This is a genomic window from Saccharopolyspora gloriosae, from assembly GCF_022828475.1.
In the GTDB taxonomy this organism is placed as follows: Bacteria; Actinomycetota; Actinomycetes; order Mycobacteriales; family Pseudonocardiaceae; genus Saccharopolyspora_C; species Saccharopolyspora_C gloriosae_A.
In genome coordinates, this window is the sequence record NZ_CP059557.1 from 2,813,345 (window position 1) to 2,836,468 (window position 23,124).

At 68.9% G+C, this 23,124-nt stretch carries 20 protein-coding genes and 2 pseudogenes; 11 read left to right on the forward strand and 11 right to left on the reverse strand.

What is annotated here, in order from left to right; all coding sequences use genetic code 11:
• Position 1: 1 nt before the first annotated feature.
• The 3 genes from dgoD to H2Q94_RS12040 are packed head-to-tail and all read right to left on the reverse strand — an operon-like array spanning position 2 to position 2,825.
• Complete coding sequence (gene dgoD, locus H2Q94_RS12030; RefSeq protein ID WP_243794702.1) at positions 2–1,150, reverse strand: galactonate dehydratase; 1,149 nt, start codon at positions 1,148–1,150, stop codon at positions 2–4.
• Between the two features lie 53 nt (positions 1,151–1,203).
• Positions 1,204–1,812 carry a 2-dehydro-3-deoxy-6-phosphogalactonate aldolase gene (locus tag H2Q94_RS12035; RefSeq protein WP_243794704.1) on the reverse strand — a complete coding sequence of 203 codons (609 nt, stop codon included), beginning with the start codon at positions 1,810–1,812 and terminating at the stop codon, positions 1,204–1,206.
• A gap of 26 nt (positions 1,813–1,838) precedes the next feature.
• Positions 1,839–2,825: a 2-dehydro-3-deoxygalactonokinase gene (locus H2Q94_RS12040; protein WP_243794706.1), complete on the reverse strand. Its 987-nt coding sequence runs from the start codon at positions 2,823–2,825 to the stop codon at positions 1,839–1,841.
• A 64-nt stretch (positions 2,826–2,889) separates the two neighbouring features.
• Between H2Q94_RS12040 and H2Q94_RS12045 the strand changes: the two genes are divergently transcribed.
• A complete protein-coding gene (locus H2Q94_RS12045; protein WP_243794707.1) occupies positions 2,890–3,660 on the forward strand; it encodes an IclR family transcriptional regulator in 771 nt (256 codons plus the stop codon).
• A gap of 33 nt (positions 3,661–3,693) precedes the next feature.
• On the opposite strand, the gene H2Q94_RS12050 is transcribed toward H2Q94_RS12045, so the two are convergent.
• Both H2Q94_RS12050 and H2Q94_RS12055 read right to left on the reverse strand, forming a co-directional pair.
• Positions 3,694–4,908 (reverse strand): MFS transporter, encoded by a 1,215-nt coding sequence (locus H2Q94_RS12050; RefSeq protein ID WP_258718688.1) that lies wholly within the window; start codon positions 4,906–4,908, stop codon positions 3,694–3,696.
• 391 nt (positions 4,909–5,299) lie between these two features.
• A pseudogene (locus tag H2Q94_RS12055) lies at positions 5,300–5,716 on the reverse strand (carotenoid oxygenase family protein); the annotation flags it as partial.
• A 9-nt stretch (positions 5,717–5,725) separates the two neighbouring features.
• On the opposite strand from H2Q94_RS12055, the gene H2Q94_RS12060 reads away from it, so the two are divergent.
• Positions 5,726–6,055 carry a TetR-like C-terminal domain-containing protein gene (locus H2Q94_RS12060; protein WP_243794709.1) on the forward strand — a complete coding sequence of 110 codons (330 nt, stop codon included), beginning with the start codon at positions 5,726–5,728 and terminating at the stop codon, positions 6,053–6,055.
• A 208-nt stretch (positions 6,056–6,263) separates the two neighbouring features.
• Positions 6,264–8,384 (forward strand): glycoside hydrolase family 97 protein, encoded by a 2,121-nt coding sequence (locus H2Q94_RS12065; protein WP_243794710.1) that lies wholly within the window; start codon positions 6,264–6,266, stop codon positions 8,382–8,384.
• Positions 8,385–8,572: 188 nt separating this feature from the next.
• Here H2Q94_RS12065 and H2Q94_RS12070 read toward each other — a convergent pair whose 3' ends face one another.
• The 4 genes from H2Q94_RS12070 to H2Q94_RS12085 are packed head-to-tail and all read right to left on the reverse strand — an operon-like array spanning position 8,573 to position 12,168.
• A complete protein-coding gene (locus H2Q94_RS12070; protein WP_243794711.1) occupies positions 8,573–9,703 on the reverse strand; it encodes a sulfotransferase family protein in 1,131 nt (376 codons plus the stop codon).
• A gap of 10 nt (positions 9,704–9,713) precedes the next feature.
• The gene (locus H2Q94_RS12075; RefSeq protein WP_243794712.1) at positions 9,714–10,490 is read right to left on the reverse strand and encodes an SDR family oxidoreductase; all 777 of its coding nucleotides are present in this window, start codon (positions 10,488–10,490) and stop codon (positions 9,714–9,716) included.
• Positions 10,490–11,659: a hypothetical protein gene (locus tag H2Q94_RS12080; protein WP_243794713.1), complete on the reverse strand. Its 1,170-nt coding sequence runs from the start codon at positions 11,657–11,659 to the stop codon at positions 10,490–10,492. Before H2Q94_RS12080 ends, H2Q94_RS12075 begins: the two co-directional genes overlap by 1 nt.
• A 32-nt stretch (positions 11,660–11,691) precedes the next feature.
• Entirely contained in the window at positions 11,692–12,168 is a 477-nt protein-coding gene (locus H2Q94_RS12085) for a nuclear transport factor 2 family protein (RefSeq protein WP_243794715.1), read from the reverse strand.
• 917 nt (positions 12,169–13,085) lie between these two features.
• On the opposite strand from H2Q94_RS12085, the gene H2Q94_RS12090 reads away from it, so the two are divergent.
• Positions 13,086–13,778 (forward strand): response regulator transcription factor, encoded by a 693-nt coding sequence (locus tag H2Q94_RS12090; protein ID WP_243794716.1) that lies wholly within the window; start codon positions 13,086–13,088, stop codon positions 13,776–13,778.
• A gap of 88 nt (positions 13,779–13,866) precedes the next feature.
• Here the strand turns inward: H2Q94_RS12090 and H2Q94_RS12095 are convergent, their stop codons facing one another.
• On the reverse strand, positions 13,867–14,340 hold the full coding sequence (locus H2Q94_RS12095) for an Lrp/AsnC family transcriptional regulator (protein ID WP_243794717.1): 474 nt from the start codon (positions 14,338–14,340) through the stop codon (positions 13,867–13,869).
• Positions 14,341–14,476: 136 nt separating this feature from the next.
• Here H2Q94_RS12095 and H2Q94_RS12100 point away from each other — a divergent pair, with 136 nt between their 5' ends.
• The 5 genes and pseudogenes from H2Q94_RS12100 (at position 14,477) to H2Q94_RS12110 (ending at position 17,694) form a co-directional block, all read left to right on the forward strand.
• The gene (locus H2Q94_RS12100) at positions 14,477–15,733 is read left to right on the forward strand and encodes an APC family permease (RefSeq protein WP_243794718.1); all 1,257 of its coding nucleotides are present in this window, start codon (positions 14,477–14,479) and stop codon (positions 15,731–15,733) included.
• Between the two features lie 226 nt (positions 15,734–15,959).
• A pseudogene (locus tag H2Q94_RS30920) lies at positions 15,960–16,337 on the forward strand (NAD(P)/FAD-dependent oxidoreductase); the annotation flags it as partial.
• A 22-nt stretch (positions 16,338–16,359) separates the two neighbouring features.
• Positions 16,360–16,704, forward strand: a complete 345-nt coding sequence (locus tag H2Q94_RS12105; protein ID WP_243794719.1) for a hypothetical protein — start codon at positions 16,360–16,362, stop codon at positions 16,702–16,704.
• 88 nt (positions 16,705–16,792) lie between these two features.
• Positions 16,793–16,960: a DUF1272 domain-containing protein gene (locus H2Q94_RS30925; protein ID WP_397545477.1), complete on the forward strand. Its 168-nt coding sequence runs from the start codon at positions 16,793–16,795 to the stop codon at positions 16,958–16,960.
• 164 nt (positions 16,961–17,124) lie between these two features.
• Entirely contained in the window at positions 17,125–17,694 is a 570-nt protein-coding gene (locus H2Q94_RS12110) for a thymidine kinase (protein WP_243794720.1), read from the forward strand.
• Between the two features lie 23 nt (positions 17,695–17,717).
• On the opposite strand, the gene H2Q94_RS12115 is transcribed toward H2Q94_RS12110, so the two are convergent.
• Positions 17,718–19,709: an ATP-binding protein gene (locus H2Q94_RS12115; protein WP_243794721.1), complete on the reverse strand. Its 1,992-nt coding sequence runs from the start codon at positions 19,707–19,709 to the stop codon at positions 17,718–17,720.
• Between the two features lie 667 nt (positions 19,710–20,376).
• On the opposite strand from H2Q94_RS12115, the gene H2Q94_RS12120 reads away from it, so the two are divergent.
• A complete protein-coding gene (locus H2Q94_RS12120; RefSeq protein WP_243794723.1) occupies positions 20,377–21,384 on the forward strand; it encodes a sugar phosphate isomerase/epimerase family protein in 1,008 nt (335 codons plus the stop codon).
• Positions 21,385–21,853: 469 nt separating this feature from the next.
• Complete coding sequence (locus H2Q94_RS12125) at positions 21,854–23,038, forward strand: ROK family transcriptional regulator (RefSeq protein ID WP_397545455.1); 1,185 nt, start codon at positions 21,854–21,856, stop codon at positions 23,036–23,038.
• The last annotated feature ends 86 nt before the right edge of the window (positions 23,039–23,124 follow it).

Genomic DNA, 23,124 nt, shown 5'->3' on the forward strand with positions numbered 1-23,124 from the left:
CTCACCACTCCGCCACGGAGCCGTCGGCGTGGCGCCACACCGGGTTGCGCCAGCGGTGCCCTTCGGCGGCGCGCTCGGCCACGTAGGGCTCGTTGATCTCGATGCCCAGGCCCGGGCCGGACGGGATCGCGACCTGTCCGGATTCGTAGGTGAACACCGTGGGATCGACGAGGTAGTCGAGCAGGTCGTTGGAGGTGTTGTAGTGAATGCCCAGGCTCTGTTCCTGGATCGTGGCGTTGTGGCAGCCCGCGTCGATCTGCAGGCAGGCGGCCAGCGCGATCGGCCCGAGCGGGCAGTGCAGCGCCAGCGCCACGTCGTAGGCCTCCGCCATGTGCGCGATCTTGCGCGACTCGGTGATCCCACCGCAGTGCGACGGGTCGGGCTGCACGATGTCGACCGCGCCGGAAGCCAGCACCGACTTGAAATCCCACCGCGAGTACAGCCGCTCGCCCAGCGCGATCGGGATCGGTGAATTCCGCAGCACGCCGGCGAATCCGTCCAAGTGCTCGGACAGCACCGGTTCCTCGACGAACATCAGCCGGTAGGGCTCCAGTTCGCGCAGCAGCACCTTGGCCATCGGCCGGTGCACGCGGCCGTGGAAGTCCACGCCGATGCCGATGTCGGGTCCGACGGCCTCGCGCACCGCGGCGACGTTGGCCACGCACTGGTCGACCTTGGCCCAGCTGTCGAGGTACTGGAGCTCTTCGGTGCCGTTCATCTTGACGGCGGTGAAGCCGCGGTCGACGACGGCGCTCGCGGCCTGCGCGGTTTCGGCGGGCCGGTCGCCGCCGATCCACGAGTACACCTTGATCCGCTCCCGCACCCGGCCGCCGAGCAGGTCGTGCACCGGAACTCCGAGCGTCTTGCCCCGGATGTCCCACAGCGCCTGGTCGATGCCGGCGAGCGCGCTCATGTGGATGCCGCCGCCGCGGTAGAAACCGCCGCGGTAGAGCACCGTCCACAGGTCCTCGATCCGGGACGGGTCCTGGCCGATGAGGTAGTCGGAGAGCTCGTCGACCGTGGCGGCCACCGCATCGGCGCGGCCCTCCAGGACCGGCTCGCCCCACCCGACCACACCCTCGTCGGTCTCGATCTTCAGGAACAGCCAGCGCGGCGGTACCTGGTATGTCGTCATTGACGTGATCTTCATGGCGCTTTCTTCTCAGGAATCCGTTCGGAATTGCGGGTACTTCAGCGGCATCCTCACCTCGTCGCGCCGGTCCAGGCACGGCGCAGCGAGGTTGCTCGGGCGCGAACCTGTTCGGGGCGGTCGCCCGGCCGGTAGAGCGTGGAGCCGAGTCCCGCTCCGCCCGCTCCGGCCGCCTTCCACTCGGCGAGGTCGGTGTCGTCGACGCCGCCGACCGGCAGCAGTTCGACCTCGGACGGCAGGACCGCCCGCCACGCCTTCATGCCCGCGACGCCCACCGCGTCGGCGGGGAACAGTTTGAGATGCCGCGCCCCTGCGGCGATGGCGGCGAACGCCTCGGTGGGTGTCGCCACCCCGGGATACGGCCGCATGCCCGCGTCGATCGACGCCGCGATCACGGCGGGATCGGCGTTGGGCGCCACGACGATCCGCGCGCCCGCGTCCCGTGCGCGCGGCACGTCCGCGACGTCGACGACGGTGCCGGCGCCGACCGCGCAGCGCTCACCGACCGCCGTGGCCAGCCGCTCGACGGAGGTGAACGGCGAGGGGGAGTTCAACGGCACCTCGATGGCGTCGAGACCGGCCTCGGCGAGGACTTCGCCGACGGCCACCACGTCGTCCGGTGTGATGCCGCGCAGGATGGCGACCAGTCCGGTGCCTGCCATTGCTACCTCCTGTAGCTGGGGGTCGATCAATCGGGGACGTGGTTGCCGGAAGCGCCTCGAAGTCCCGTCGAGAGCGCGATGCGCCAGAGCCCGCGTGCCGCCACGTCCTCGGTCAGCACGGTCGGGACGATGTCGTGCGCGGCCAGCGCCGTGGCGTACCGGCGGCACAGGTCCTCGGTGCCGCACAGCACCACCCGGCCCCGGCCCACGGTCGACGCCGCGTGGCCGACCTCGTCTGCGATGAGCACCCCGGAGACGTAGTCGGGCACCGATGCCGGATCGAGCAGTCCATCGAGCACGAGCGGCCGGGCGCCGAACAGTTCGGTGGACAGGCCGCGTGACGGTCCGGTTCCGGCGGCGAGGCCGCGCGCGAACGCCTCGTCGTCACGTCGCGGTTCGGTGGTCGTGCGGGCGAGGATTCCGCCGGTGGTGAGCAGGCCGAACAGCTCACCGGACATCGCCGTGGCGAACGAGACGACCTCGCCGTTGTCCACCCGCACCCACTTGCCGTGCGTACCGGGCAGGATCAGCGTGACGGGCTCGGCCGGGTCGCCCAAGACCTCGAGCGCGCCGACGATCTGAGTCTCCTCGCCGCGGATGACGTCTCCGGGGCGGCCGTCCTGGGACGGCATCCGCAGGCCCGGAACGAGGTGGGCGGCGCCCCGGCGATGCTCGACCCGCAGGAGCGCGTCGGCGCCGAAGCGGAGCTCGGCCGGGACGGTGCGGTACCCCGCTTCGGCCCAGCCCTGCGCGCTGCCGACCATGCCGCAGGCGAGCACCGGCAGCTGCGGGTGCGCGAGGACCCAATCCCCGCAAGCCGACCAGAAAGCGGCCTCGTACGCCTGAGCCCTGGCACGAGCGTCGCGGACGTTGATGCCCGCGGTGGTCGGGAGCAGGCCCAGCTCGGGCCTGCGGGTGGCGAGGATCGTGCCCTCGCCGTCGAGCAGCCAGGCGCGTTGCGCGGTGGTTCCCCAATCGAGTGCGATCAGGCTCGGAGCGCCGACGTCGGTCATGGGCGGCACTGTGCGAGAAGTTTCCCGATAATGCGAACACGATCCCTATATGTAGGATCGCTCCATGGCTACCGAGGACTCGGCCGCTCCTCCCGGCACTCAGACCCTGGCCAGGGGGCTCGCGGTGGTCCGGGCCGTCGCCGACGGCGCGACCGACCTGCGCTCCCTCGTCCAGCGGACCGGCCTCGGGCGCAGCACCGCGCACCGGCTCGTGCAGCTGCTGATCCAAGAGGGATACCTGCGGACGGGACGCGACGGCTACGCGCTCGGCCCGACGCTGATCGAGCTCGGATTCCTGGCGTTGCACGGCAATCCGCTGCCGGTGGTGGCCCGGCCCGTGCTCGAAGAGCTCTCCGAACAGTTGCAGGACACCGTCCACCTCGCCGTCCGCGACGGTGCGTCGGTGCTCTACCTCGACAAGCTGCCCGGCTCGCGCGGGGCGGAGATGCGTTCGCGTATCGGGCATCGGATGCCGCTCACCCGCACCGGAGTCGGGATGGCCCTGCTGCTGGACTCGCCGCAGGAGTGGGAGCCGCTGTACCAGGCCGAGACCGCGGTGGAGCCCGGCCTGGCACGGGCCGACGACATCAAGGCGTTCACCGCCAGGATGCGCGAGTACGTCGAGTCGCAGGTGGCGATGGACACCGAGGACAACGAACCGGGCATCCGCTGCGTCGCGGCGCCGATCCGCGACGCGGCGGGAGCTCTGGTCGGCGCGATCAGCGTGTCGGCGACCCGCCCGTACATGCCCGCGGCCCGCATGCGCGGGCTGGTCAAGGTCGTCGGCCGCAGCGCCCAGACCATCTCGGCGTCCTTGGGGCACCGCGCGCTCTGACCGAGCCCGCGAATTCCTGGTGTGCGGCCCGGTCTACTTCGCGGCTCGTTCCGGGCCGATGTCGGTGTCCGGGTGGGCGGCCGCCGAAGTGCGGCGGCCGCCCGTTTCCGGTGCGACGAGCCACGCGCCCAGGGCGAGCACGGCGGTCAGCGCGGTCACCCCGAAGGCCACTTCGTAGGAAATGGCGTCGGCGAGCATGCCCGTGACCAGCGGCCCGACGATCGCGCCGACATCGGAGGACATCTGGAACGCGGCCAGCACCGGGCCGCCCTTGCCCTTGCTGCCCAGGAGGTCGGCGACGGCCGCGGTCTGCGCCGGGGTGAGCAGTCCCGTGCCCACCCCGGCGACCAGCGACGCCACCAGGAACACCGCCACTGAACCGCTGAACCCCAGCGCCGCCGTGCCGACCACCGAGATGACGAGCCCGAGCAGCGCCATCGGTTTCCGGCCGTGGCGGTCGGAGAACCGCCCGGACAGCATGATCACCGCCGCATTGCCGACGGCGAACACCGACAGCGCCACCCCGGCCATCGCCTGCGTGGAGCGCAGCACCTCGACCACGAACAGCGGGATCAGCGCGATGCGCACCCCGAACACCGCCCACCCGGTGCTGAAGTTCGACAGCAGCGCCGCCAGGTAGGTCCGCGACCGCAGGGCCTCCCGGACCGTCATCGCGGGGACGTCGTCGCGCACCGGCGCGGCCAGCGTCGAGTTCCGCAGCAGCAGCCAGCCGACGAACGCGGCCAGGAACAGCGCGGCACCGTAGATCAGGAACGGCAGGCGCAGCGAGTAGCCGACCAGCAGGCTGCCGATGATCGGGCCGGAGACGTTGCCCAGCAGGAAGCTCGTCGCCCACAACCCGGACGCCCGCCCGCGCTGCTCCGGCGGCGACAGCCGCACCAGCAGCGCCACCACGGACACGGTGAACATCGTCGAACCGGTTCCGCCGAGCGACCGGAACAGCAGCAGCTGCCAGTACGAGTCGGCGAAGGCGCAGGCCGCGCTGCTCACGCCGACGATCGACACGCCCCACACGTAGATCGGGCGCTCGCCGAACCACGCCACCAGCCGCCCGCTGGCCGGGGCGAAGGCCAGTCGCGTGAAGGCGAACGCGCTCACGATGAACGACGTCGCGGTCACCCCCACGTCGAACGAGGTCGCGAAGGCGGGCAGCGCGGGAGAGACGATGCCCATCCCGACCGCGACGATGAAGCTGCCTGCGACGAGGATCCAGATCTCGCGCGGCAACCGTTCAACCGCTCGGAACCCGCTTGTTCGCGTCGACTTTCCTGGCCGCACGCCGCCTCGCTCCCGCTCGAAGAACCGGACGCGATCGCACTCCGGCCAGAGCAATAGAACCTACGCCAGGCCTTTTCCGTGTGATCTGCGTGGGTGTCCGCGTGGCGGGTTCTCAGTTGCTTCCTCGCTGCGGGATCTTTTTCCCGAGTGGGTCCGCCACGAGGGAAAAAGCCGTCCTCGCGAGGAAGCCACTGAGAACCCGCCGGTGGTCGGCTTTGTGAGGTGGGCTAATCGCTGCGCGATTACAAGCACGGCTTTCCCGCAAGGCACGGCCTTCGGCCGCAGAACACGGTTTCGCCGCTTGCAGGGCACTGAGCAAAAGATCAGATCGGGCGGGTTTCTAAGCGGCTGGGAGCCAGTTTCCGTGGAAGCCGGTGGGGACGCGGACTGGCAGGTGCACTGCTGCGATGGTGTCGAGGGTGGCGGCGTCGAGGATCAGCAGGTCGCTGCGGGACTCGGCCTTGTCGTGGGCCAGGCCCAGCAGGACACCGTCGTCCTCGGCTGCGTCCGGGGAGTTCGGTTCGAAGACGAATTCGCCGATTTCCGTGCCAGTGCGGAATTCCCGTGTCGTGGTCGTTGCTCGCCGCAGGTCGTGCTTGAGCAGCGTGGTGCCCTGCTCCTGTCCGCGCCCGACCGTGGGGGCGTAGCCGTAGCGGTGCTGCCGTCCGACCAGGCGCTCGTCGACCCGGGGGAACTCCTGCGCCCGGTCGTCCAGGCGTTGTTCCCGCACTTTCCCGCCCGGGACAACCCGCACCTCTACGACCTGATGTTCGGTCTTCCCGCGTCAGGGGGGCACCGGGACGGTGCCGACCCGGCCACCGAGGAGCCGGACGTGTCCCAGCGGGCCTACGGGCACCTCGTGGACGCCGCGGGCCGCGCCGCCCGCGCCGGCCGGTTCCGGGATCAGGCGTCGGGTCACGCCGCCGCGCAGCTGTGGAGCATGTTGCACGGCTACGTCACCCTCGAACTGTCCGGGCACTTCGACCGGTTCGACGACCTCGCGCAGGTGTTCATCCCGATGGCCGCCAACCTGGTCGCCGGGCTCGGCGACACGCCTGATCGCGCCGCCCGTTCCTGGGATCGCCTTCAGGGCTGAACTTCCACCTCGGCGTGCGTCCACTGAGGACTGAGCCGCGATCACGCGGGTCGCCCGGATGTCGCATTGACGCGCCTGCTCCCTTGACCGGTTCCGTCGACGGCTGAACACTGGCCGCCGGTCTTGATCGAATCGTTTCGACCCGTACGCGGGCGAGCCCGCGGCGGACGCAGGACGAGCCGAGGCGCAACGACGACGAAGGAGTCGCATGTCCGCGAACGAGATCGACCGACGCACTTTCGGCAGGGCGGCAGGCATCGCCGGCTTCACCGCCCTGGCGTGGAGTCCGGGCACCGCCGCGCAGGCGGCGGGCGAGCCGATCACCACGAGCTCCCCGGACGGCTCGATCACCGCGCATTTCCGGTTGCAGGAAGGGAAACCGCAGTACCGCATCACCCGCGGAGCACAGGTCGTGCTCGACTGGTCGGGCATGGGTTTCGAACTCGGCGACCGGAGATTGGGCGAGGTCGCCGAGCTGGTCGGCACGTCCCGGGACGAGCTGAACGAGACCTGGCGGCCGGTGTGGGGCTCGTCGGCCGAGGTCCGCAGCCACTGCCACAGCACCATCGTGCGCCTGCGCGAGCAGGTCGAGTTCGACATCGAGTTCCGCGTGTTCGACGAAGGTGCGGGCTTCCGCTACTTCTTCCCGCAGCAGGACGGGCTGGGCGATTTCGAGGTGCTCGACGAGCACACCGAGTTCCGCTTCACCGCCGACCACACCGCCTGGTCCACGCCGGCAAACTACGACTCGGTCGAATACCTCTACAGCGAGACGCCGCTGACCGGTGCCGGACGGCTGCACCCCTGGCAGGAGCCCCGCGACGACGCCGAACGGCTCGGCGACCTCGCCACCCCGCTGACGGTGCGGGTCGCCGACGACCTGTACCTCGCGGTGCACGAGGCGGCGCTGCTGAACTACCCGGACATGACGCTCGCCAAGATCGACGGCGGTCCCGGCTTGCGCAGCGCGCTGGTGCCGCGCAAGGGCGAAGGACGGCGAAAGGCGTTGCTGCGCACGCCTTTCCCGACTCCGTGGCGGGCCTTCCTGATCGCGCGGGAGCCGGGTGCGCTGGTCGAGTCGAACTTGGTGCTCAACCTCAACGAGCCCTGCGCGATCGAGGACACCTCCTGGATCAAGCCGGGCAAGTTCCTCGGCGTGTGGTGGGAGATCCACAAGGGGCGCAACACGTGGATCGAAGGCCCGGACCTCGGTGCGAGCACCGAGAACGTGCTGCGCGCGGTGGACTTCGCCGCGGACAACGGGATTCCGTACGTGCTGGCCGAGGGCTGGAACAAGGGCTGGAAGACCGGCGGTGACTTCGGAGACGACCAGGACTTCCTCACCCCGAACTCGATGCTGGACCTGCCACGGGTGCTCGACCGCTGCCGCGAGCGCGGGGTGGCGTTCCTCGCGCACAACGAGACCGGCGGCGGCATCGACAACTACGAACGGCAGCTCGACCAGGCCTTCGCCCTGTACGCCGAACTCGGAATGCCGGGGGTGAAGACGGGCTACGCCGGGGACATCGACGCGCACCACCACCACGACCAGTGGATGGTGAACCACTACCAGCGCGTGATCCACAAGGCCGCTCAGCACCGGCTGCTGATCAACGCGCACGAGCCGATCAAGGGCACCGGCATCGAACGGACCTACCCGAACTTCGTGTCCCGCGAAGGCGCCCGGGGCATCGAGTACGACGCCTGGTCGCAGGGCAACCCGCCGGAGCACACGGTGACGCTGCCGTTCACCACGATGCTCGCGGGGCCGTTCGACTACACGCCGGGCATCTTCGACATCACGTGGTTCCCGCCGCAGAGCCCGCAGGACGACCACGGCGACAGCAACGACGGCACCCGCGTGCACACGACCCGGGCGCACCAGATCGCGCTCTATCCGGTGCTGCTGAGCGGATTGCAGCAGCTTTCGGACGTGCCGGAGCACTACGCGGGCGTGCCGGAGTTCGAGTTCCTGCGCCAGGTCCCGGTGTCCTGGGACGAGACGCGCGTGCTGCACGGCGAGATCGGCGACTTCATCACGATGGCGCGGCGCAGCGCAGCGGCGTGGTTCGTGGGATCGCTGACCGACGAACAGCCGCGCACGCTGGAGATTCCGCTGGACTTCCTCGGCACGGGCCGGTTCGTGGCGCACTTCTACCGCGACGCCCCCGGTACCGACCTCGTCACCAACCCGAACGAGGTCGAGGTCGATCACCGCCTCGTCGACGCGAGCACGGTGATCCGCGCCGAACTCACCGGAGGCGGTGGCCACGCACTGCACCTCACACCCGCGGGGGAGGGCGACGAGCACTTGCCGATGTACCGGTGAGTCCGACGGCGGGCGCGCGCAGCCGAGCGCGCGCCCGCGCGGGCGCGGCTGGCACACCGAAGGTGCGGGGGCCGGGGCCGCACGCGGCGTGACCCGATCGCCGACCGGTGCTCATTTCAGGGAAGTCGGCCTGCGCGGCCCGTTCTTGCGCCGGTCCGCCCGGCCGTGAGTTCGGGGCGGTCGACGGCTCAGCCCACCGTCGCGAACCGTCTCCTGACGTCCACTTCGGACAGTCCGAAGTCGGCGAGCCGGTAGTGGTGCGAAGGTTTCCGGGCGCCCGTGGTGCTTTCGCCGTGCAGGCGCCGCATCGCCGCGCTCGCCTCGTCGCCGAGCTGCAGTCCGAAGTGCTCGTACAGCGCCGCCACGGTGCCCAGCGGGTCGGCGACGAAGTCCTCGTAGTTCACGTCGTAGAACCGGGACTGGTCGTGCTCGGCCCGTTCGGCGTTGAACGTGGCCAGTCCGCGGGACCACAGCTCCAGCTGGTCGCGCCCCACCGTCTCGCCCTGGAACGTGTCCGACCAGTCGGCGCTGGCCTGGGCGTTGAGGCTGCACACCGAGGCGATCGCGACCTCGGGGGCGCGGTGGGTCTGCACGACCAGCGCGTCCGGGTAGACGGCCAGCAAGGCGTCCAGCGCGAACAGGTGGCTCGGGTTCTTCAGCACCCACCGGCGGTTCGGCTCGGGCAGGCCGATGAGCTGGAGGTTCCGCCGATGCCTCCGGTACGCTGCGGTCCAGTCCTGCCCGGCCAGCCACCGGGAGTAGGACGGAACGTGCGCGAGGCATTCGTAGGAGACCGACCGCATCGACTGCCGCAGCAGCTGCCAGCACTCCTCGACCTCGTCGGCCGCCATCGCGTGCACACCGAGGAACTCGGGGTGCTGCACGTGGTACTGCCGGTACCCGGCTTGGACGTGCTGGAACACCGGATCATCGGGCCAGGTCTCGCGGGGCGGCCTCGGCTGCGGCGCCTCGGTCAGCCACACCTCCAGCCCCTGGTGCGCGGGGTCGGCGGTGAGCAGCCGGTGCAGCGCGGTGGTGCCGGTGCGGGGGAGGCCGGTGACGAAGATGGGCCGTTCGACGGGCACGTCGGCGTGCTGAGGATTCGCTTTCCACGCGGCCTCGCTGAGCGACCGGGCGATCAGCGCGCCGCGCAGGAACGATCGGTGCACCTTCGCGCCCAGCGGCGTGAGGCCGGCATCGCGGTCGTAGGACTCCAGGAGGGTGGCGAGCCCGTCGGTGTAGTCGTCGGGGCCGAAGTCGTCCAGCCCGGTGCGCCTGGTCGCTGAAGCGTGCAGGTCGGCAACGGTGCCCACGCCCATCGTGTCTCCCTCAGTGGTGGTACTCGCCGCCGTTGACGTCGAGGCACTGGCCCGTGATCGCGCGCGCCATCGGGGAGGCCAGGAAGATCACGGCATCGGTGATCTCCGCCGGCTCCGGCAGCTTGCGCAGGTCGGTGGTCGCGGCGATCTCGTCGTAGACCTGTTGCGGATCGACGCCGCGCTGCTTCGCCAACTCAGCGAAGTACCACTTGACCGAACCCGCCCAGATGTAGCCGGGTGCGACCGTGTTGACCCGCACGCCACGTGGCCCCAGCTCGGTGGCCAGGCTCTGCGCCAGCGACAGCAGGCTGGCCTTCGCCATCTTGTAGGCGCCGAACGTGCGCCGGGAATGCCGCAGCACAGCCGAGTTGATCATCACGACGGAGCCTTGGCGCTCGGCGAGCAGCGGGGCGCACTCCCGCGTCAGCCGCAGCGACGCGAACGTGCCCGCCTCGAACCCGGCGCGCACGTCGTCCAGGTCGGTCTCCAGCAGGTCGATCCTGGGCGGGATCGCAAAAGCGTTGTTGATCAGGACGTCCACCCGTCCGAACGCGGCCGTCGCGACTTCGACGATGTGCCGCGCCGAGTCCTCATCGGTGATGTCGACCTCTGCGGTGACGGCCCGCCTGCCCAGCCCGGTGACCTCCTCGGCGACCTCGTCGAGCCGCTGCCGGGTGCGGGCGGCGAGCACCACGTCGGCACCGGCTTCGGCGCAACCCACCGCGAGCGCCCTGCCGAGTCCGGGGCCGACCCCGGAAACCACGACCACCTTGTCCCGCAACAGCATCAGCCGCACATCCTCGACGCCACCGCGGACTGCCGTGCCGCGATCCGCTCCGCCCACTCGGCGGCAGTGACCCGGGATCGCTCGTGATGCGGGAGCTTCGCGGGCAAGTCGGCGACGTCCACGATCTCCACCTCAGGGCCGTCAGCGGGATCCAAGTCTCGGGAGAGCCGCTGCCACCGGATCTGCACGAATCCTCGGGAATGTCCCAGCCGCTCCAACCAGTTCGCGACGCCGGGATCGCGTTCACTGATCACGAACCGGAACCTGCCGTCCGGATCGGGCCGCGCCTGGTCGGCGGTGAGGCTGGTCTGGTGATCGCTGTAGTCCAGCGAGACGTACCACCGGCTGCCGAGCTGGATGCCCTGGTACGGCGCCTCCGAAACGGGAACGGTGACGATCATGGCCTGATCGTCGGCCAGGTCGTAATGCCCGGCGGAGGAGAACTGGGTCGCCAGCCCGCCGGGCGTGCGCCGGGGCTCGGTCATCGTGTTCGCAGGCAGGTCCAGGTAGAACCACTCCGGGAACGCCAGGAACGTGCGCAGCCGGTTGAGCAGGATCTTGCCCGCCACCCCGTACCGCTTCTCCAAGGTCGAGCGCTTCCGCGGCGGCGGGGCGGAACCGAGTCGGTCGGCGCGGTGGATGCGCAGGGTCCCGCGCCGCTCGGTGTTCCAGTCGCTGTAGACCTCGCGCACCACGAGCATGGCGGAGCCTTCGCCGAGCACGACGTATCCGGGGCCTGCCTTGTCGCGATCCGGCCCGAACCGCAGCTCGAACCGGCCGTCCGGATCGAGGTCCAGCTCGCGATCGTCGAAGGCGGTGAGGCTGTCCGGCACCTCCACCGGCGAGTAGTCGCCCCCGAGCACCTGGAAGCTCAAGTCCCGGGTGGAACCGCGGGTGCCGGTGACGACGTACTCGGCGTCGTCGCGCAGGTACGCGTGGAAGTACAGCGCATCCGGGTTGTCCAGCCCCATCTTGGTGTAGGGGCCGGTGGAGCTGACGAAGAACGGGAAGTCGCGCTCGTAGGCCCACGCCAGCTGCAGCGAGGCCCGGATGCTTCCCGCCAGGTAGTCGTAGCCCTCGACCAGGTCCTGCTCGGTCCGGATGTGCGGCGCCTCGGTGATGACCTTCTCGGCTTCGACGACGGCGTCGGCGAACGGCTGAGTCAGCATCGACCGAGATTAGAACGAGTTCTAACTGTCGGTCAATGTCCGGCCCATCGGTCGGCGGTGAGCCGGAATCCCGGCAGGTTGCCCAGCGTCACCATGTACTCGTAGGTTCGGGTGAACCCGGTGTGTCGAATGCGCCAGGTCCCGTCGTCGTCGCGCGCGTACCGATCCTCGTAGAACGCGGCGCCCTGGATCATCGTGTGGTCGTACTCGGTGGCGATCACGGTGTCGGTGAAGCACCACGTTCCGGTGGCCGTATCGCCGTCCAGGTGAATTTCCGGCTGTTGCGCCGAATGAGCGGTGATGATGTCAGGGGTGAGGGTGTCGCGCAGGAAGTCGACGATCGCCTCGCGGCCGGTGCGCAGCACGGGGCCGCCGTTGACGGCCGTGCCGTACTCGGCGGTGGCGTCGGCGGTGAGCGTGTCCGCGACCTCGTCCCACCGCTTGAGGTCGACACAGCGGAGGTAGCGGTACTTGAGGCGCTTGATCTCTTCGAGAGCTGCGATGTCCATCTCGGCAGTCTTGCCAGTTCGCCGGGTCAAATCAAGAACCTGTTCTAATTTAGGGAAGCGGTGGTCCGATGGCCCGGGGTCTCGTCGTGAGTCTGCCGCGGCAGCGGTCGAGTCCGCGGGCGGGTTCGTTCTCATGGCTGGACGAGCACGCGAAGGTGGAGATCGGCGACCGCCGACGCCGCGCGGCCCGGCGTGAAGGTGTTGCATTCACGGCGATCCGGGCAGTCGATGGTCTCCCCGGAGCGTGTCCGGTCCGAATCTTGGAATCGATGAGGAAGAAGACGTCATAGGATATGCGGGCTTGGCGCCGTCATTATTCCAGCACTCCCTTTGAATTTCCCGGTATGGATGATTTATCGCCGGTGGCGTCCCATTCGCTGATCGGGTCTTGCCGAGTCGGTTTCCGATTTTGTTCAATGGTGGTTTTTTGGCTGCCGGGGCGGGCGGCTACGCGGCAGGGGAATCCCTCATTGGCGGCATCATGGCCGCGGGAGCAGCTCGGGGGCTTCGGCCGGGTATGCCCCCCGGGCATGCTTCGGCCGGTTCGGTTGCGTCATCGGGCGATCTCGTGCTTTCGGTAGGTCGGTTCGGGACGCAGTTCCCGGGCAATATCGGAATGATCAAGTTGGGCTGGATGGAGCAGGTGCCCGCTCCGTTCTCGGCGCTACAGTCGGATCAAGGCGTGGTCTCGGCGGTTCAACCTGCGTGGAATCGGCTTAGGGCGGGGTCGTGTGGCGTTCTATCGGATTGTGTAATCGTGTTGTGCGGAGCCGGCGATGGGGTTCGCCCGGAGGTCGTGGTCTCGTCTTCGCCATTCGGAAAGATGGTCGCCGCCTGTCCCTGCGTCGCGGTCACTGGAGGGCAAGCCTCAGAGCGAACCGGGGGGAAGGGCGTTGGGGATCGGTCTGCAAGAGTCGGTGAGCGACGTCGATCGCCCGAACATCGTGGTCTACACCAACGACCGGATCGCGGGTGCGGGAATCGTCGCCACGCTGCAGCAGTTGCCCGAAGCGAGCATCCAGGTCACGGCGAACGAGGCGGATCTGCTGCGGGTGCTGGAAACCGGGGACATCGATCTCGTCGTGGTCTACTTCGACTCCCTGATCGAGAATCCGGGACCCGCGCTGTTGCGGAACAGGATGCGGCATTCACAGGCGACACCCGTCCTGGCGGTGCTCTCCAGCGGTTTGGACGACGTCCTGTCCGCGCTGGAGATGGGGGTGCGCGGCTTGGTGACGAGGTACGACGAGCCCGAGGTCCTGGTCGACACGGCGCGGGCGCTGCTCGACGGAGGGTGCAGCCTGGCGCCCACCATCACCACCCACGTCGTGCAGATGATCAACGAGTCCGGCCGGCTGTCCGAACCGGCGGACCAAGCGGTCTTCGACGTGCTCACCAACCGGGAGCAGGAGATCGCGCAGATGCTGGCGATGGGCATGACCACGAAGGAGATCGCCGCTCGCACCTTCATCACCAGGGCCACCGTGAAGACGCACATCTCGAACGTGCTCAGCAAGCTGAACTTCGACGAGCGATCGCAGATCGTGGCCATGGTGTACCGCACCGGCTGGCTCAACCGGAGGTTGTTCGCGGCGCAACCGGCCGACTAGCTGCCGGGCCTTTCAGCCGGGAAACTCCGTGCTGCGCCGGGAAGTTCGATGCGCAGGTGAGTGGCGGTCGGAGCTTCGTCCGGTCCGATCACTGCTCGGGATCGGTGGACAACGGGAGGCTGTTGTCGGTCACCGGGGACGACAGCACGATGGAGGTCGTCGTCCGGCCGACCTCCGTCATCTCCGCCAAGACCTCCTCGAGGCGGCCGACGTCGGGGACGGCGACCTTGAAGATCCAGCAGTCCTCGCCCACGACGTGGTGCGTCTCCAGGACCTCCGGGATTCCCAGCAGGTTCTGCACGCCCTCGTCCCGGTGGCCGGCGCCGAACGCGGCGAGCCGGACGAACGCCACGATGCCGAACCCGAGCTTCGCCGGATCGAGTCGAACGGCGTAGCCGGTGATCACGCCGGCTCGTTCCAGCCTGCGCAGTCGATCGGCGACGGCCGGTGCGCTCAGCCCGACCCGGCGGGCCAGCTCGGCGTGGGTGGTCCTGCCGTCCTGCTGGAGGTCGGCGAGCAGCGAGAGGTCGATCGAGTCCAGTTCCGAAGGTGTTTCCGCCACGTGACCTTGCTTTCAAAGGTGATGGACACGGATTGCTTGCGAAATATAAGCTGGCCGCGTTGTGTCCTGTCACCGTGCCGGTTCCGGCACCGTGCGCGCAAGCCGCCGAGTACGCCAACGCAGGAGGTCATGGACGGTGAGCGATCGACGAATCGGGCTCGCGCAAGGAACCGCCCTCTACGTGGGCGCCATCCTCGGTGCGGGCGTGCTCGCCCTCCCGTCCCTGGCGGCCCGGGTCGCCGGCCCGGCGTCGGTGCTCGCGTGGCTGGCGCTGGTGGCGCTGTGCGTACCGGTGGCGGCGACCTTTACCGCGCTCGGCACTCGCTACCCGGACGGCGGCGGGGTCGCCACGTTCGTCATGCAGGCTTTCGGGCGGCAGGCGAGCGCGGCGGTGGGGTGGTGGTTCTACTTCGCGCTGCCCATCGGTGCCACCGCCGTCGCGTACGTCGGCGGCCAGTACGTCGCCCACGCCTTCGGGGCGGGCGACGACGTGGCCTACCTCGTGGCGGCGGTGATCGTGCTGATCGGGCTGACGACCAACGCGATCGGCCTGCACGTCTCAGGTGGCGTGCAACTGCTGCTGATCGGCGTGCTGGGCTTGTTGATGGTCGTGACCGTTCTCGCCGCCCTGCCGAAAGCGGACCTCGGCAACCTCACGCCCTTCCTGCCCAACGGGTGGGCGGCGGTGGGCCAGGCCGCCAGCGTGCTGTTCTTCACCTTCGCCGGATGGGAAGCCGTCACCCACCTCTCGGGCGATTTCGCCGACCCGAAGCGGGATCTGCCCAAGGTCACCGCCTGGACGCTGGCGGTGGTCGCCGTCCTCTACGTCGGGCTCGCGTTGACCTGCGTGCTCGTACTCGGCCCCCGGCTGGCGGCATCCGCAGTACCGATCACCCTCCTGCTCGAAGAAGGCCTCGGCAGCGGAGCGGCGGTGCTGACCGGTGTGCTGGCGTTCCTGTTGACCACCGGAGTGATGAACGCCTACCTGGCCGGTGGGGCTCGGCTCGGCGCGGCCCTCGCGCGCGACGGCGCGCTGCCGCTGCCGCTGGCCCGAGGTGGTGCGGCGGGGCGGACACCGCGGCGGAGCCTCGCGGTGCTGGGCGGTGTCACGGTGATCGTGGCCGTCGGATCGATCGCGGCCGGACTGGACCTCGGCGATCTGATGCTGGCCGCGTCGGCGTGCTTCATGGCCGTGTACGTGGCCGGGCTCGCCGCGGGCGCGAAGCTGCTGCCCACCGGCTCGCCGGTCTGGGTCGGCTCGCTGGCGGCGTGCGCGGTCATGGCGGTGGTGCTCGTGTTCTCCGGTTGGTTCCTGCTGCTTCCGGTGGCGTTGGCGTTGGGATCGCTGGCCTTCCGCCGTATCGCCAAGCCGAAGGCGACCGTCGCCGCTTGAGCCTCCGATCCTGAAAACCCCTGCTGTCAAGGAGAAATCGCGAATGGCCCACCACGTCCCGACCTGTCTGGAGAAGCCCGAGCGGTGGATTCCGAAGCACGGCCTCGGCGAGAAGGACATGCTGCGGGGCTGGCTGATGTTCGGGCGCGACACCATCAGGGGCAAGGTCCGCGGGATCACCCAGGACGGCCTCGGCTACAACCCCACCCGCTCCAGCGACGCCGGCATGACGGCGGACGTCCGGGTCCTCGTCATCGGCGCCGGCGTCATCGGGGTCAGCATCGCTTACCACCTCGCGGCGCACCGCTCGGTGGAAGTCACCGTGTGCGAGCAGAATCGGATCGCGGAGGTCGGTGCGACCGCGAAGTCCGGGGGACTGATCCGCGGCCTGCACATGTCCGATGTGGACCTGACGGTGGCGGCGGAAGCGGTCCCGTTGATGCGCGACCTCGCCGCTCGGCACGGCGGCTCGGGCCGGTTCCGGCGGACGGGGTTCGCGTTCATCACCGACGAATCGAATCGCGGGGTGCTCGAAGCCCACGTCGCGCAAGCGCGATCCGCGGGAATCCAGACCTCCTTGCACGATCGGGAATCCGTGCGTTGCGAACACCCCGACCTGCGGCATCATGATCATCGAGATCCGCACCTACCGGCTGGAGCCCGGAACCGGCGAGAGCTTCGCGCGGTTGCTCCGCGAGGAATCGGTGCCGATGCTGCGCCGGTTCGGCATCCGGGTCCTCGACCACGGGAACTCGCTGGTCGCCGAGGACGGCCACGAGGAGGCGTACCTGGTCCGCGCGTTCCCCGACCTGGAGACCCGGGCCGCGCAGGAGGAGACCTTCTACGGCAGTGCGGCATGGAAATCGGGACCGCGGGAGGCGATCGTGTCCCGCATCAGCAGCTACCACACCATCGTGCTGGAGACGTCCGAACAAGCCGCAGCAAGCCTCGACCGGTCCGGCGTTCAGTGATTCCGATGACCGGTTGATCTGGGCACAATGGGTCGGAGCGCGATCACCGATCGTGCCGGACCGTCAGCGAGGAGGCCACGTGCTGGAGATGCGAACGGCGTGCGAACGGTGTTCCGCGGCACTGCCACGAGATTCGACGGAGGCCTACATCTGCTCCTACGAATGCACCTTCTGCGCGCGGTGCACCACCGACATGGCCCGCACCTGCCCCAATTGCGCAGGCGCACTGGAACGGCGGCCGACCCGCACCGGGTGACGCGGTCCACGCGGTGGCGGCGTCCGCCGATCACTCGACGTCGCGCCGGCTCGTCGGTGCAGCGGCCCGTTGGCTCGCCCACCGCACGGGTTCGCCGAGCGGCTGACGGGCGAACCGGGCCGCGCCACCAACGCTCCGAGGCGCAACGGCTAGCGTGTCCGGTCGTGGCGAAGCTCTATTTCCGGTACGGGGCGATGAACTCCGGCAAGTCGACGGCGCTGATCCAAGTGGCGCACAACTACAAAGAGCGTGGTCAGCGCGTTCTCGTGGTGAAGCCGACGGTCGACACCAAAAGTCCGCTGGTGCTGTCGCGGATCATGGTGACCCGGGAGGTCGACCTCGTCCTGGACGAGGAGGCCGCCCTGCGGGACTCCGTGCTGGCCGTGGGCGCGCCCGACTGCGTGCTCGTCGACGAGGCGCAGTTCCTCACCGAGCAGCAGGTCGAGGACCTGTTCCGGCTCGCCGTGCTGGACGGGATCCCGGTGATCGCCTACGGGCTGCGCAGCGACTTCCGCACCCGCGGCTTCCCCGGAAGCCTGCGGCTGATGGAGCTGGCGCACTCCATCGAGGAACTCAAGACGATCTGCCGCTGCGGCCGGAAAGCGACGATGAACGCACGCACCGTCAACGGCGCCTTCACCCAGGCGGGCAGCCAGGTCGTCATCGACGGCGAAGTCGGCTACGAATCCATGTGCGGCACCTGCTACTTGCTGAAGGTCGGCACTCTGGGGTGAGCGCCTCTTGCCGATCAGCCGGTTCAGTCGCCGGTGGCGGCGTCTGACAGCGAATCCAGTGCGCTGCGCAGCCGTTCAGCGTCGGTTCGCCGGTGCTGGGCCGCGTAGAGGGCGAGGGCGCCTTCCCAAGCTTCGCGAGCTCGGCGCGGATCGGATGCCAGGAGGCTGTGACCGAGGTGTTCGAGCAAGTCGGCTTCGGAGGAGGTGTCGCCGAGTTCGCGGAACAGTTCGAGGCTCTTTTCGTAGAGGATCACCGCGTCCGCCGAACGCCCGGTCTGCTCGGCGATGTAGCCCAGGCTCAGCAGCGCAGAACCTGTGCCGCTGCGATCACCTGCTTCTCGGGACCGCTGGAGCGCGATGCTGCAGTGGTCGTGGCCGGTGTCGAAGTCGCCGAGCTTCGCCGAGTACCAGCCGACTTCGTTGAGGGCGTGGGACCCGCCGACCTCGATCTTGAGCTCGTCGTAGAGCTCCAGTGCGAGCAGCGCGTGTTCCAGCGCGCGGTGGTAATCGCCCTGCCGCTCCCGGGCAACGGCGATGGCTCGATGGGTGTGAGCCTGCCCGAGGCGGTCGCCGTCCTCCTCGGCGCTGGCCAGCCCTGCTTGCAGGTGCTGCAGGGCTTGTTCGTGCAGGTTCAGCTGGGCGCACGCCCTGCCGAGATGGCGATACGACCGCGTCTTGGTCCGGAGGTCACCGAGATGCGCGGAGGCTTGCGCACCGGCTTCCCAGGCGGCGAGGTTGTCGTGCAAATGTCCTTGGCGCAGCTGGAATGTGGTCAGCGTCCACGCCAGCTGCCAGACGGCGCGATGCCAGCCGTGACCGACCGCGACGTGCTGGGCTGCCGTGAGGTTGGCGCGTTCAGCCGCGAACCACTGCCACGCTTCATCCTCAGTGGACAATTGCTTCGGGAGGCATCCTTCCCGGAGGTCGCCGAGTTCGATCGGAGCGTGGTGCGGGGCGATGAGCAGGTCGGCTGCATGGGCCGTCCGGACGAAGTGCTCCATCAGCCGGCCCAGCGCGGCCTCCCGCTGACTCGGAGTGTGATCGTGTTGTGCTCGTTCGGAGGCGTGCAGCCGCACCAGGTCGTGCATCCGGAACCGGCCCGCCGCGTGGTGCTGCAGCAGTGACACGCGCTCCAGCGCACGCAGTATCGATCGCACCTTCGGCACCGGCAGGCTCGTCAGGCTGGCGGCCGCATCGACGCTGATATCCGTCCCGGGAGCTGAACCGACGAGGCTGAACACCTCCACCTGTTCCGGCGGCAGCGCACGACAGGACCACGACAGCACGGCCTCCAGGCACGTGGCCGGAGTTCCTTCGTCGAAGGCGTCGAGGCGTGAAGAGCTGTTGCGCAGTTCTTCGGCCAGCTCCGTGAGCGGGACGTGCGGGTCCAGGATGGCGCGTCCGGCGACGATGCTCAGCGCCAGCGGCAGCCCCGCGCACCACTGCACCAGATCCCGCACCGCGTCCGGCTCGGCGTCGAGCCGTTCCTGTCCGAGCCTCCGGGCCAGCAATTCTTCCGAGTGCGCACGGTCCAGCGCATCCACGGTGACGGGGTTCGCGTGGTGCCGGGTGACGAGTCCGGCCATGCGATCGCGGCTGGTCACCAGCACGGTGCACGTCGCGCTGCCCGGCAGCAGCGGCGTGACCTGGTCGCTGTCGCGGGCATTGTCCAGCACGACCAGCATTCGCTTACCGGCGACAAGACTTCGGTACAGGCCGATTTGGGCGTCGAGGTCAGGGGGAGTCTCGTCCGGAGCGATCCCCAATGCGTCGAGAAAGCCCCGTACCGCATCGCGCGAGGTGACCGGCTTGTCCGACGGGTCGAAGCCCCGGAGGTTCACGAAGAGCTGGCCGTCCGGGAACAGGTCGGCGTGCTGGTGCGCCCAGTGCAGCGCCAGCCAGGTCTTCCCGACCCCGCCGACGCCTCCGAGCGCTGAGAGAACCACCGTCGTTCCCGTCTCGACAGCCCTGCGCATGGCCTCGGTCAACGCGTCGAGCTCACTCTCGCGGCCCACGAAGCCACCCGGCGCCGCAGGTAGCTGGCACGGCTGGACCGGAGGCCTTCGGGCGGCGGCGTGGAAGTGCACTCCACCCTCGACTCGGCCGGCCTGCACCACGCCGCCGGTTACTCGGCCGCTGACCTCGTTGTTGACTTCGGGGCCTCCCACCACCTGATCAAGTCTGCCTCACCGCGCGCTCCGGCGTCAGGCGTCCTGCTGATCGGACTGTTCGGCTACCACGCCCACTGCTAAGTTCGGTTCCCTTCCTGGTCTGGAACCTGACGGCTGAGGACTCGCTTGAGCCGTCCCGCGTTGTCTCCCGTGAGTTGCCCGGCTCCGGCGAATGCACGACGCAGTGGTGATCACCTGTGCAGTCGCGTCCGCTGGGAGCCGTGTGGCGTTGAGGCCAGCGCGCAGGCTGTGGCCCGGTCTCGTTTCGGGGCTGGTGCTCGTGTTGTGGGTGGCTTAATTTGGGTGGTGTTCCTACTTGTCCGGGGATGCGGCGTCAGCTGGCTTGCCGCACGTGAACCGACGAACTCTGTCCATTGTGGATAGACCTGGTTTCGAGCCTGGCATCCGGCGAGGCCGCGTAGTGCGCGGCATGCCTCGGGGTGTCCAGTCCGGTCGGCGCCGCGGTCCCCGGTGAGTGTTCTTCCCGCACTGCCGAGCAAGGGAGATCACGATGCCGAGACCGGTCACGTTGTTCACCGGCCAGTGGGCCGACCTGCCGTTCGAGGAGGTGTGCCGTCTTGCCGCCGAGTGGGGCTATGACGGGTTGGAGATCGCCTGTTCCGGGGACCACTTCGAAGTCGACCGCGCGTTGGCCGAGGACGACTACGTCCGATCCCGGCTCGGCATCCTCGAATCCCACGGGCTGAAGGTGTGGACGATCTCGAACCACCTGGTGGGGCAGGCGGTCTGCGATCATCCGATCGACGAGCGGCACCGCAACATCCTGCCGGGCCGCATCTGGGGCGACGGCGAGCCCGAGGGCGTGCGCACGCGCGCCGCGGAGGAGCTCAAGGACACCGCGCGTGCCGCCGCGAAGCTCGGGGTGTCCACCGTGGTCGGCTTCACGGGGTCCTCCATCTGGCACACGGTGGCGATGTTCCCGCCGGTGCCGCCGGAGATGATCGAGCGGGGTTACGCCGACTTCGCCGAGCGCTGGAACCCGATCCTGGACGTGTTCGACGAGGTGGGAGTGCGGTTCGCGCACGAGGTGCATCCGAGCGAGATCGCTTACGACTACTGGACCACGCAGCGTGCGTTGGAGGCGATCGGGCACCGTCCGGCGTTCGGGCTGAACTTCGACCCGAGCCACTTCCTCTGGCAGGACCTGGATCCGGTGACATTCCTGTGGGATTTCCGGGACCGCATCTACCACGTGGACTGCAAGGAATCGGTCAAGCAGTTCAACGGCCGCAACGGGCGGCTCGGCTCGCACCTGCCGTGGGCCGATCTCCGCCGCGGCTGGGACTTCGTTTCGACCGGACATGGTGACGTGCCGTGGGAGCCGATCTTCCGGGGGCTCAACGCGATCGGCTACGCGGGGCCGATTTCCATCGAGTGGGAGGACGCCGGCATGGACCGGATGATCGGTGCTCCGGACGCCCTGGCGTTCGTTCGGAAGCTGACCGCGATCGAGCCGCCGGAGGTCGCGTTCGACGCGGCGTTCGCCACGGACAAGTAGCAGCCTCGCTCAAGGAATTCGGGCGCGAATTCTGATCATCGGTGTTGTCGTCGGCTCGACGGCAACGCCGATTTTCATGCTCCGGTACCACTTCTCCGCACGGAGGAAAGCGCTTACCTCGAACTGGTCGGTGCGGCGCATTCGGATCAGTCCGGGTAGGTCCTTTCGGCTTGGCGGTGAGTCGGCGAATGGCGGGCGGCGCCGAATAGGACGGAACCGGCTCGGAGTGACGTTTCCGCAGTATTACGGGGTGTCCACTGAGGATCTGCAGCGGCGCGGACCTCGAAGATCGCGCAATCGGACCAAAATGTCGGGATTCGTTCGCGGGCTCCGAACGGCCGTACGCGGGTGCGGCCGGTTGGGCAGCGAACATTCGGGGGACATCGCAAATTTTCCTTGACTGCAAGCAAAACAGTTCGCTTACTCTGTGATGCACTTCATACGCTTCGTGCAAGAAGTGGGGTAGTCGGTGCAACCAGAGAATGCCCACCAAGCCCGCTTGCTCACGTCGTTGCGGTTCAACGGGGCTCAATCCGCCGCGGAACTGGCCACGCAGATGTCCCTGTCCCGCTCCAAGATCGGCCAAGAGCTGGCCCGGTTGCAGGAGTCGGGATTCGTCGAACCGGCGGGCAAAGCCGCATCGCAGGGCGGGCGGCGCTCCGGTCTGATGCAGTTGTCCCGGCGGCTGCGCTTCGTCGGCGTCGACATCGGAGCCACCTCGCTGGACGTCGGAGTCACCGATGGGCGGCTCGAATTCGTCACGCACACCAGCGAGACGATCAACATCGAGGACGGCCCGGAGACCATACTCGGGCGTGCGGTCGAGATGATCGACAAGCTGCGCGCCGAAGGCCACCTGCCGGAACTCGACGGCGTCGGGGTGGGTGTGCCGGGGCCGGTGAGCTTCCGCGACGGATTCACCGTGTCCCCGCCGATCATGCCGGGGTGGGATCGCTACCCGGTACGCGAATACTTCATGCAGCAGTTGGACTGCCCGGTGCTGCTCGACAACGACGTGAACCTGATGGCGATCGGCGAGATGTACTGCGGCCTCGCCCGATCCGTTCCCGACTTCCTGTTCGTCAAGATCGGCACCGGCATCGGCTGCGGGATCGTCACCGGCGGCCGGGTGCTGCGCGGCAGCAACGGGAGCGCCGGCGATATCGGGCACATCGCGGTGCAGGGCACCGGCCCGGTGTGCGGCTGCGGGCGGACGGGCTGCTTGGAGGCGTGGTTCAGCGGCGCGTCGTTGTCCCGGGATGCCACCGCGCTCGCGCGCAGCGGCGACTCACCCGGACTGCACGAGCTGCTCGGTGATCGGGACGCGCTCACCGCGCGCGACGTGGGAATCGCGATGCGCAACGGTGATCCGCAGGCGCTCGGGCTGGTGCGCGACGGCGGCCGCAGGGTGGGTCGGGTGCTGGCCGGGCTGGTCAACTTCGCCAACCCCGGGATGATCGTGGTCGGCGGGGGTGTGGCCGGTCTGGGACACCCGCTGCTGGCGGAAGTCCGCAGTGAGCTGTATCGGCGCTCGACGCCGCTGGCCACCAGCAACCTGCCGGTGGCGCTGTCCGAACTGGGCGGACACGCCGGAGTCATCGGCGCCGCCGGGCTGATCAACGATCACGTGCTCGGCGTCAACCTCGCATCGTGACCCCCGAGTCGCCGAACCCCCGAATCACCAACCCCGAATCACCAACCCCCGCAATGCCAACCCCGAATCGCGAGCCCTCGAATCGC

Excerpts from the sequence above, each read along its gene's own strand:
- dgoD (WP_243794702.1), bottom strand. The coding sequence starts at position 1,150 with ATGAAGATCACGTCAATGACGACATACCAGGTACCGCCGCGCTGGCTG.
- H2Q94_RS12035 (WP_243794704.1), bottom strand. The coding sequence starts at position 1,812 with ATGGCAGGCACCGGACTGGTCGCCATCCTGCGCGGCATCACACCGGAC.
- H2Q94_RS12040 (WP_243794706.1), bottom strand. The coding sequence starts at position 2,825 with ATGACCGACGTCGGCGCTCCGAGCCTGATCGCACTCGATTGGGGAACC.
- H2Q94_RS12045 (WP_243794707.1), top strand. The coding sequence starts at position 2,890 with ATGGCTACCGAGGACTCGGCCGCTCCTCCCGGCACTCAGACCCTGGCC.
- H2Q94_RS12060 (WP_243794709.1), top strand. The coding sequence starts at position 5,726 with ATGTTCGGTCTTCCCGCGTCAGGGGGGCACCGGGACGGTGCCGACCCG.
- H2Q94_RS12065 (WP_243794710.1), top strand. The coding sequence starts at position 6,264 with ATGTCCGCGAACGAGATCGACCGACGCACTTTCGGCAGGGCGGCAGGC.
- H2Q94_RS12070 (WP_243794711.1), bottom strand. The coding sequence starts at position 9,703 with ATGGGCGTGGGCACCGTTGCCGACCTGCACGCTTCAGCGACCAGGCGC.
- H2Q94_RS12075 (WP_243794712.1), bottom strand. The coding sequence starts at position 10,490 with ATGCTGTTGCGGGACAAGGTGGTCGTGGTTTCCGGGGTCGGCCCCGGA.
- H2Q94_RS12080 (WP_243794713.1), bottom strand. The coding sequence starts at position 11,659 with ATGCTGACTCAGCCGTTCGCCGACGCCGTCGTCGAAGCCGAGAAGGTC.
- H2Q94_RS12085 (WP_243794715.1), bottom strand. The coding sequence starts at position 12,168 with ATGGACATCGCAGCTCTCGAAGAGATCAAGCGCCTCAAGTACCGCTAC.
- H2Q94_RS12105 (WP_243794719.1), top strand. The coding sequence starts at position 16,360 with ATGATCATCGAGATCCGCACCTACCGGCTGGAGCCCGGAACCGGCGAG.
- H2Q94_RS30925 (WP_397545477.1), top strand. The coding sequence starts at position 16,793 with ATGCGAACGGCGTGCGAACGGTGTTCCGCGGCACTGCCACGAGATTCG.
- H2Q94_RS12120 (WP_243794723.1), top strand. The coding sequence starts at position 20,377 with ATGCCGAGACCGGTCACGTTGTTCACCGGCCAGTGGGCCGACCTGCCG.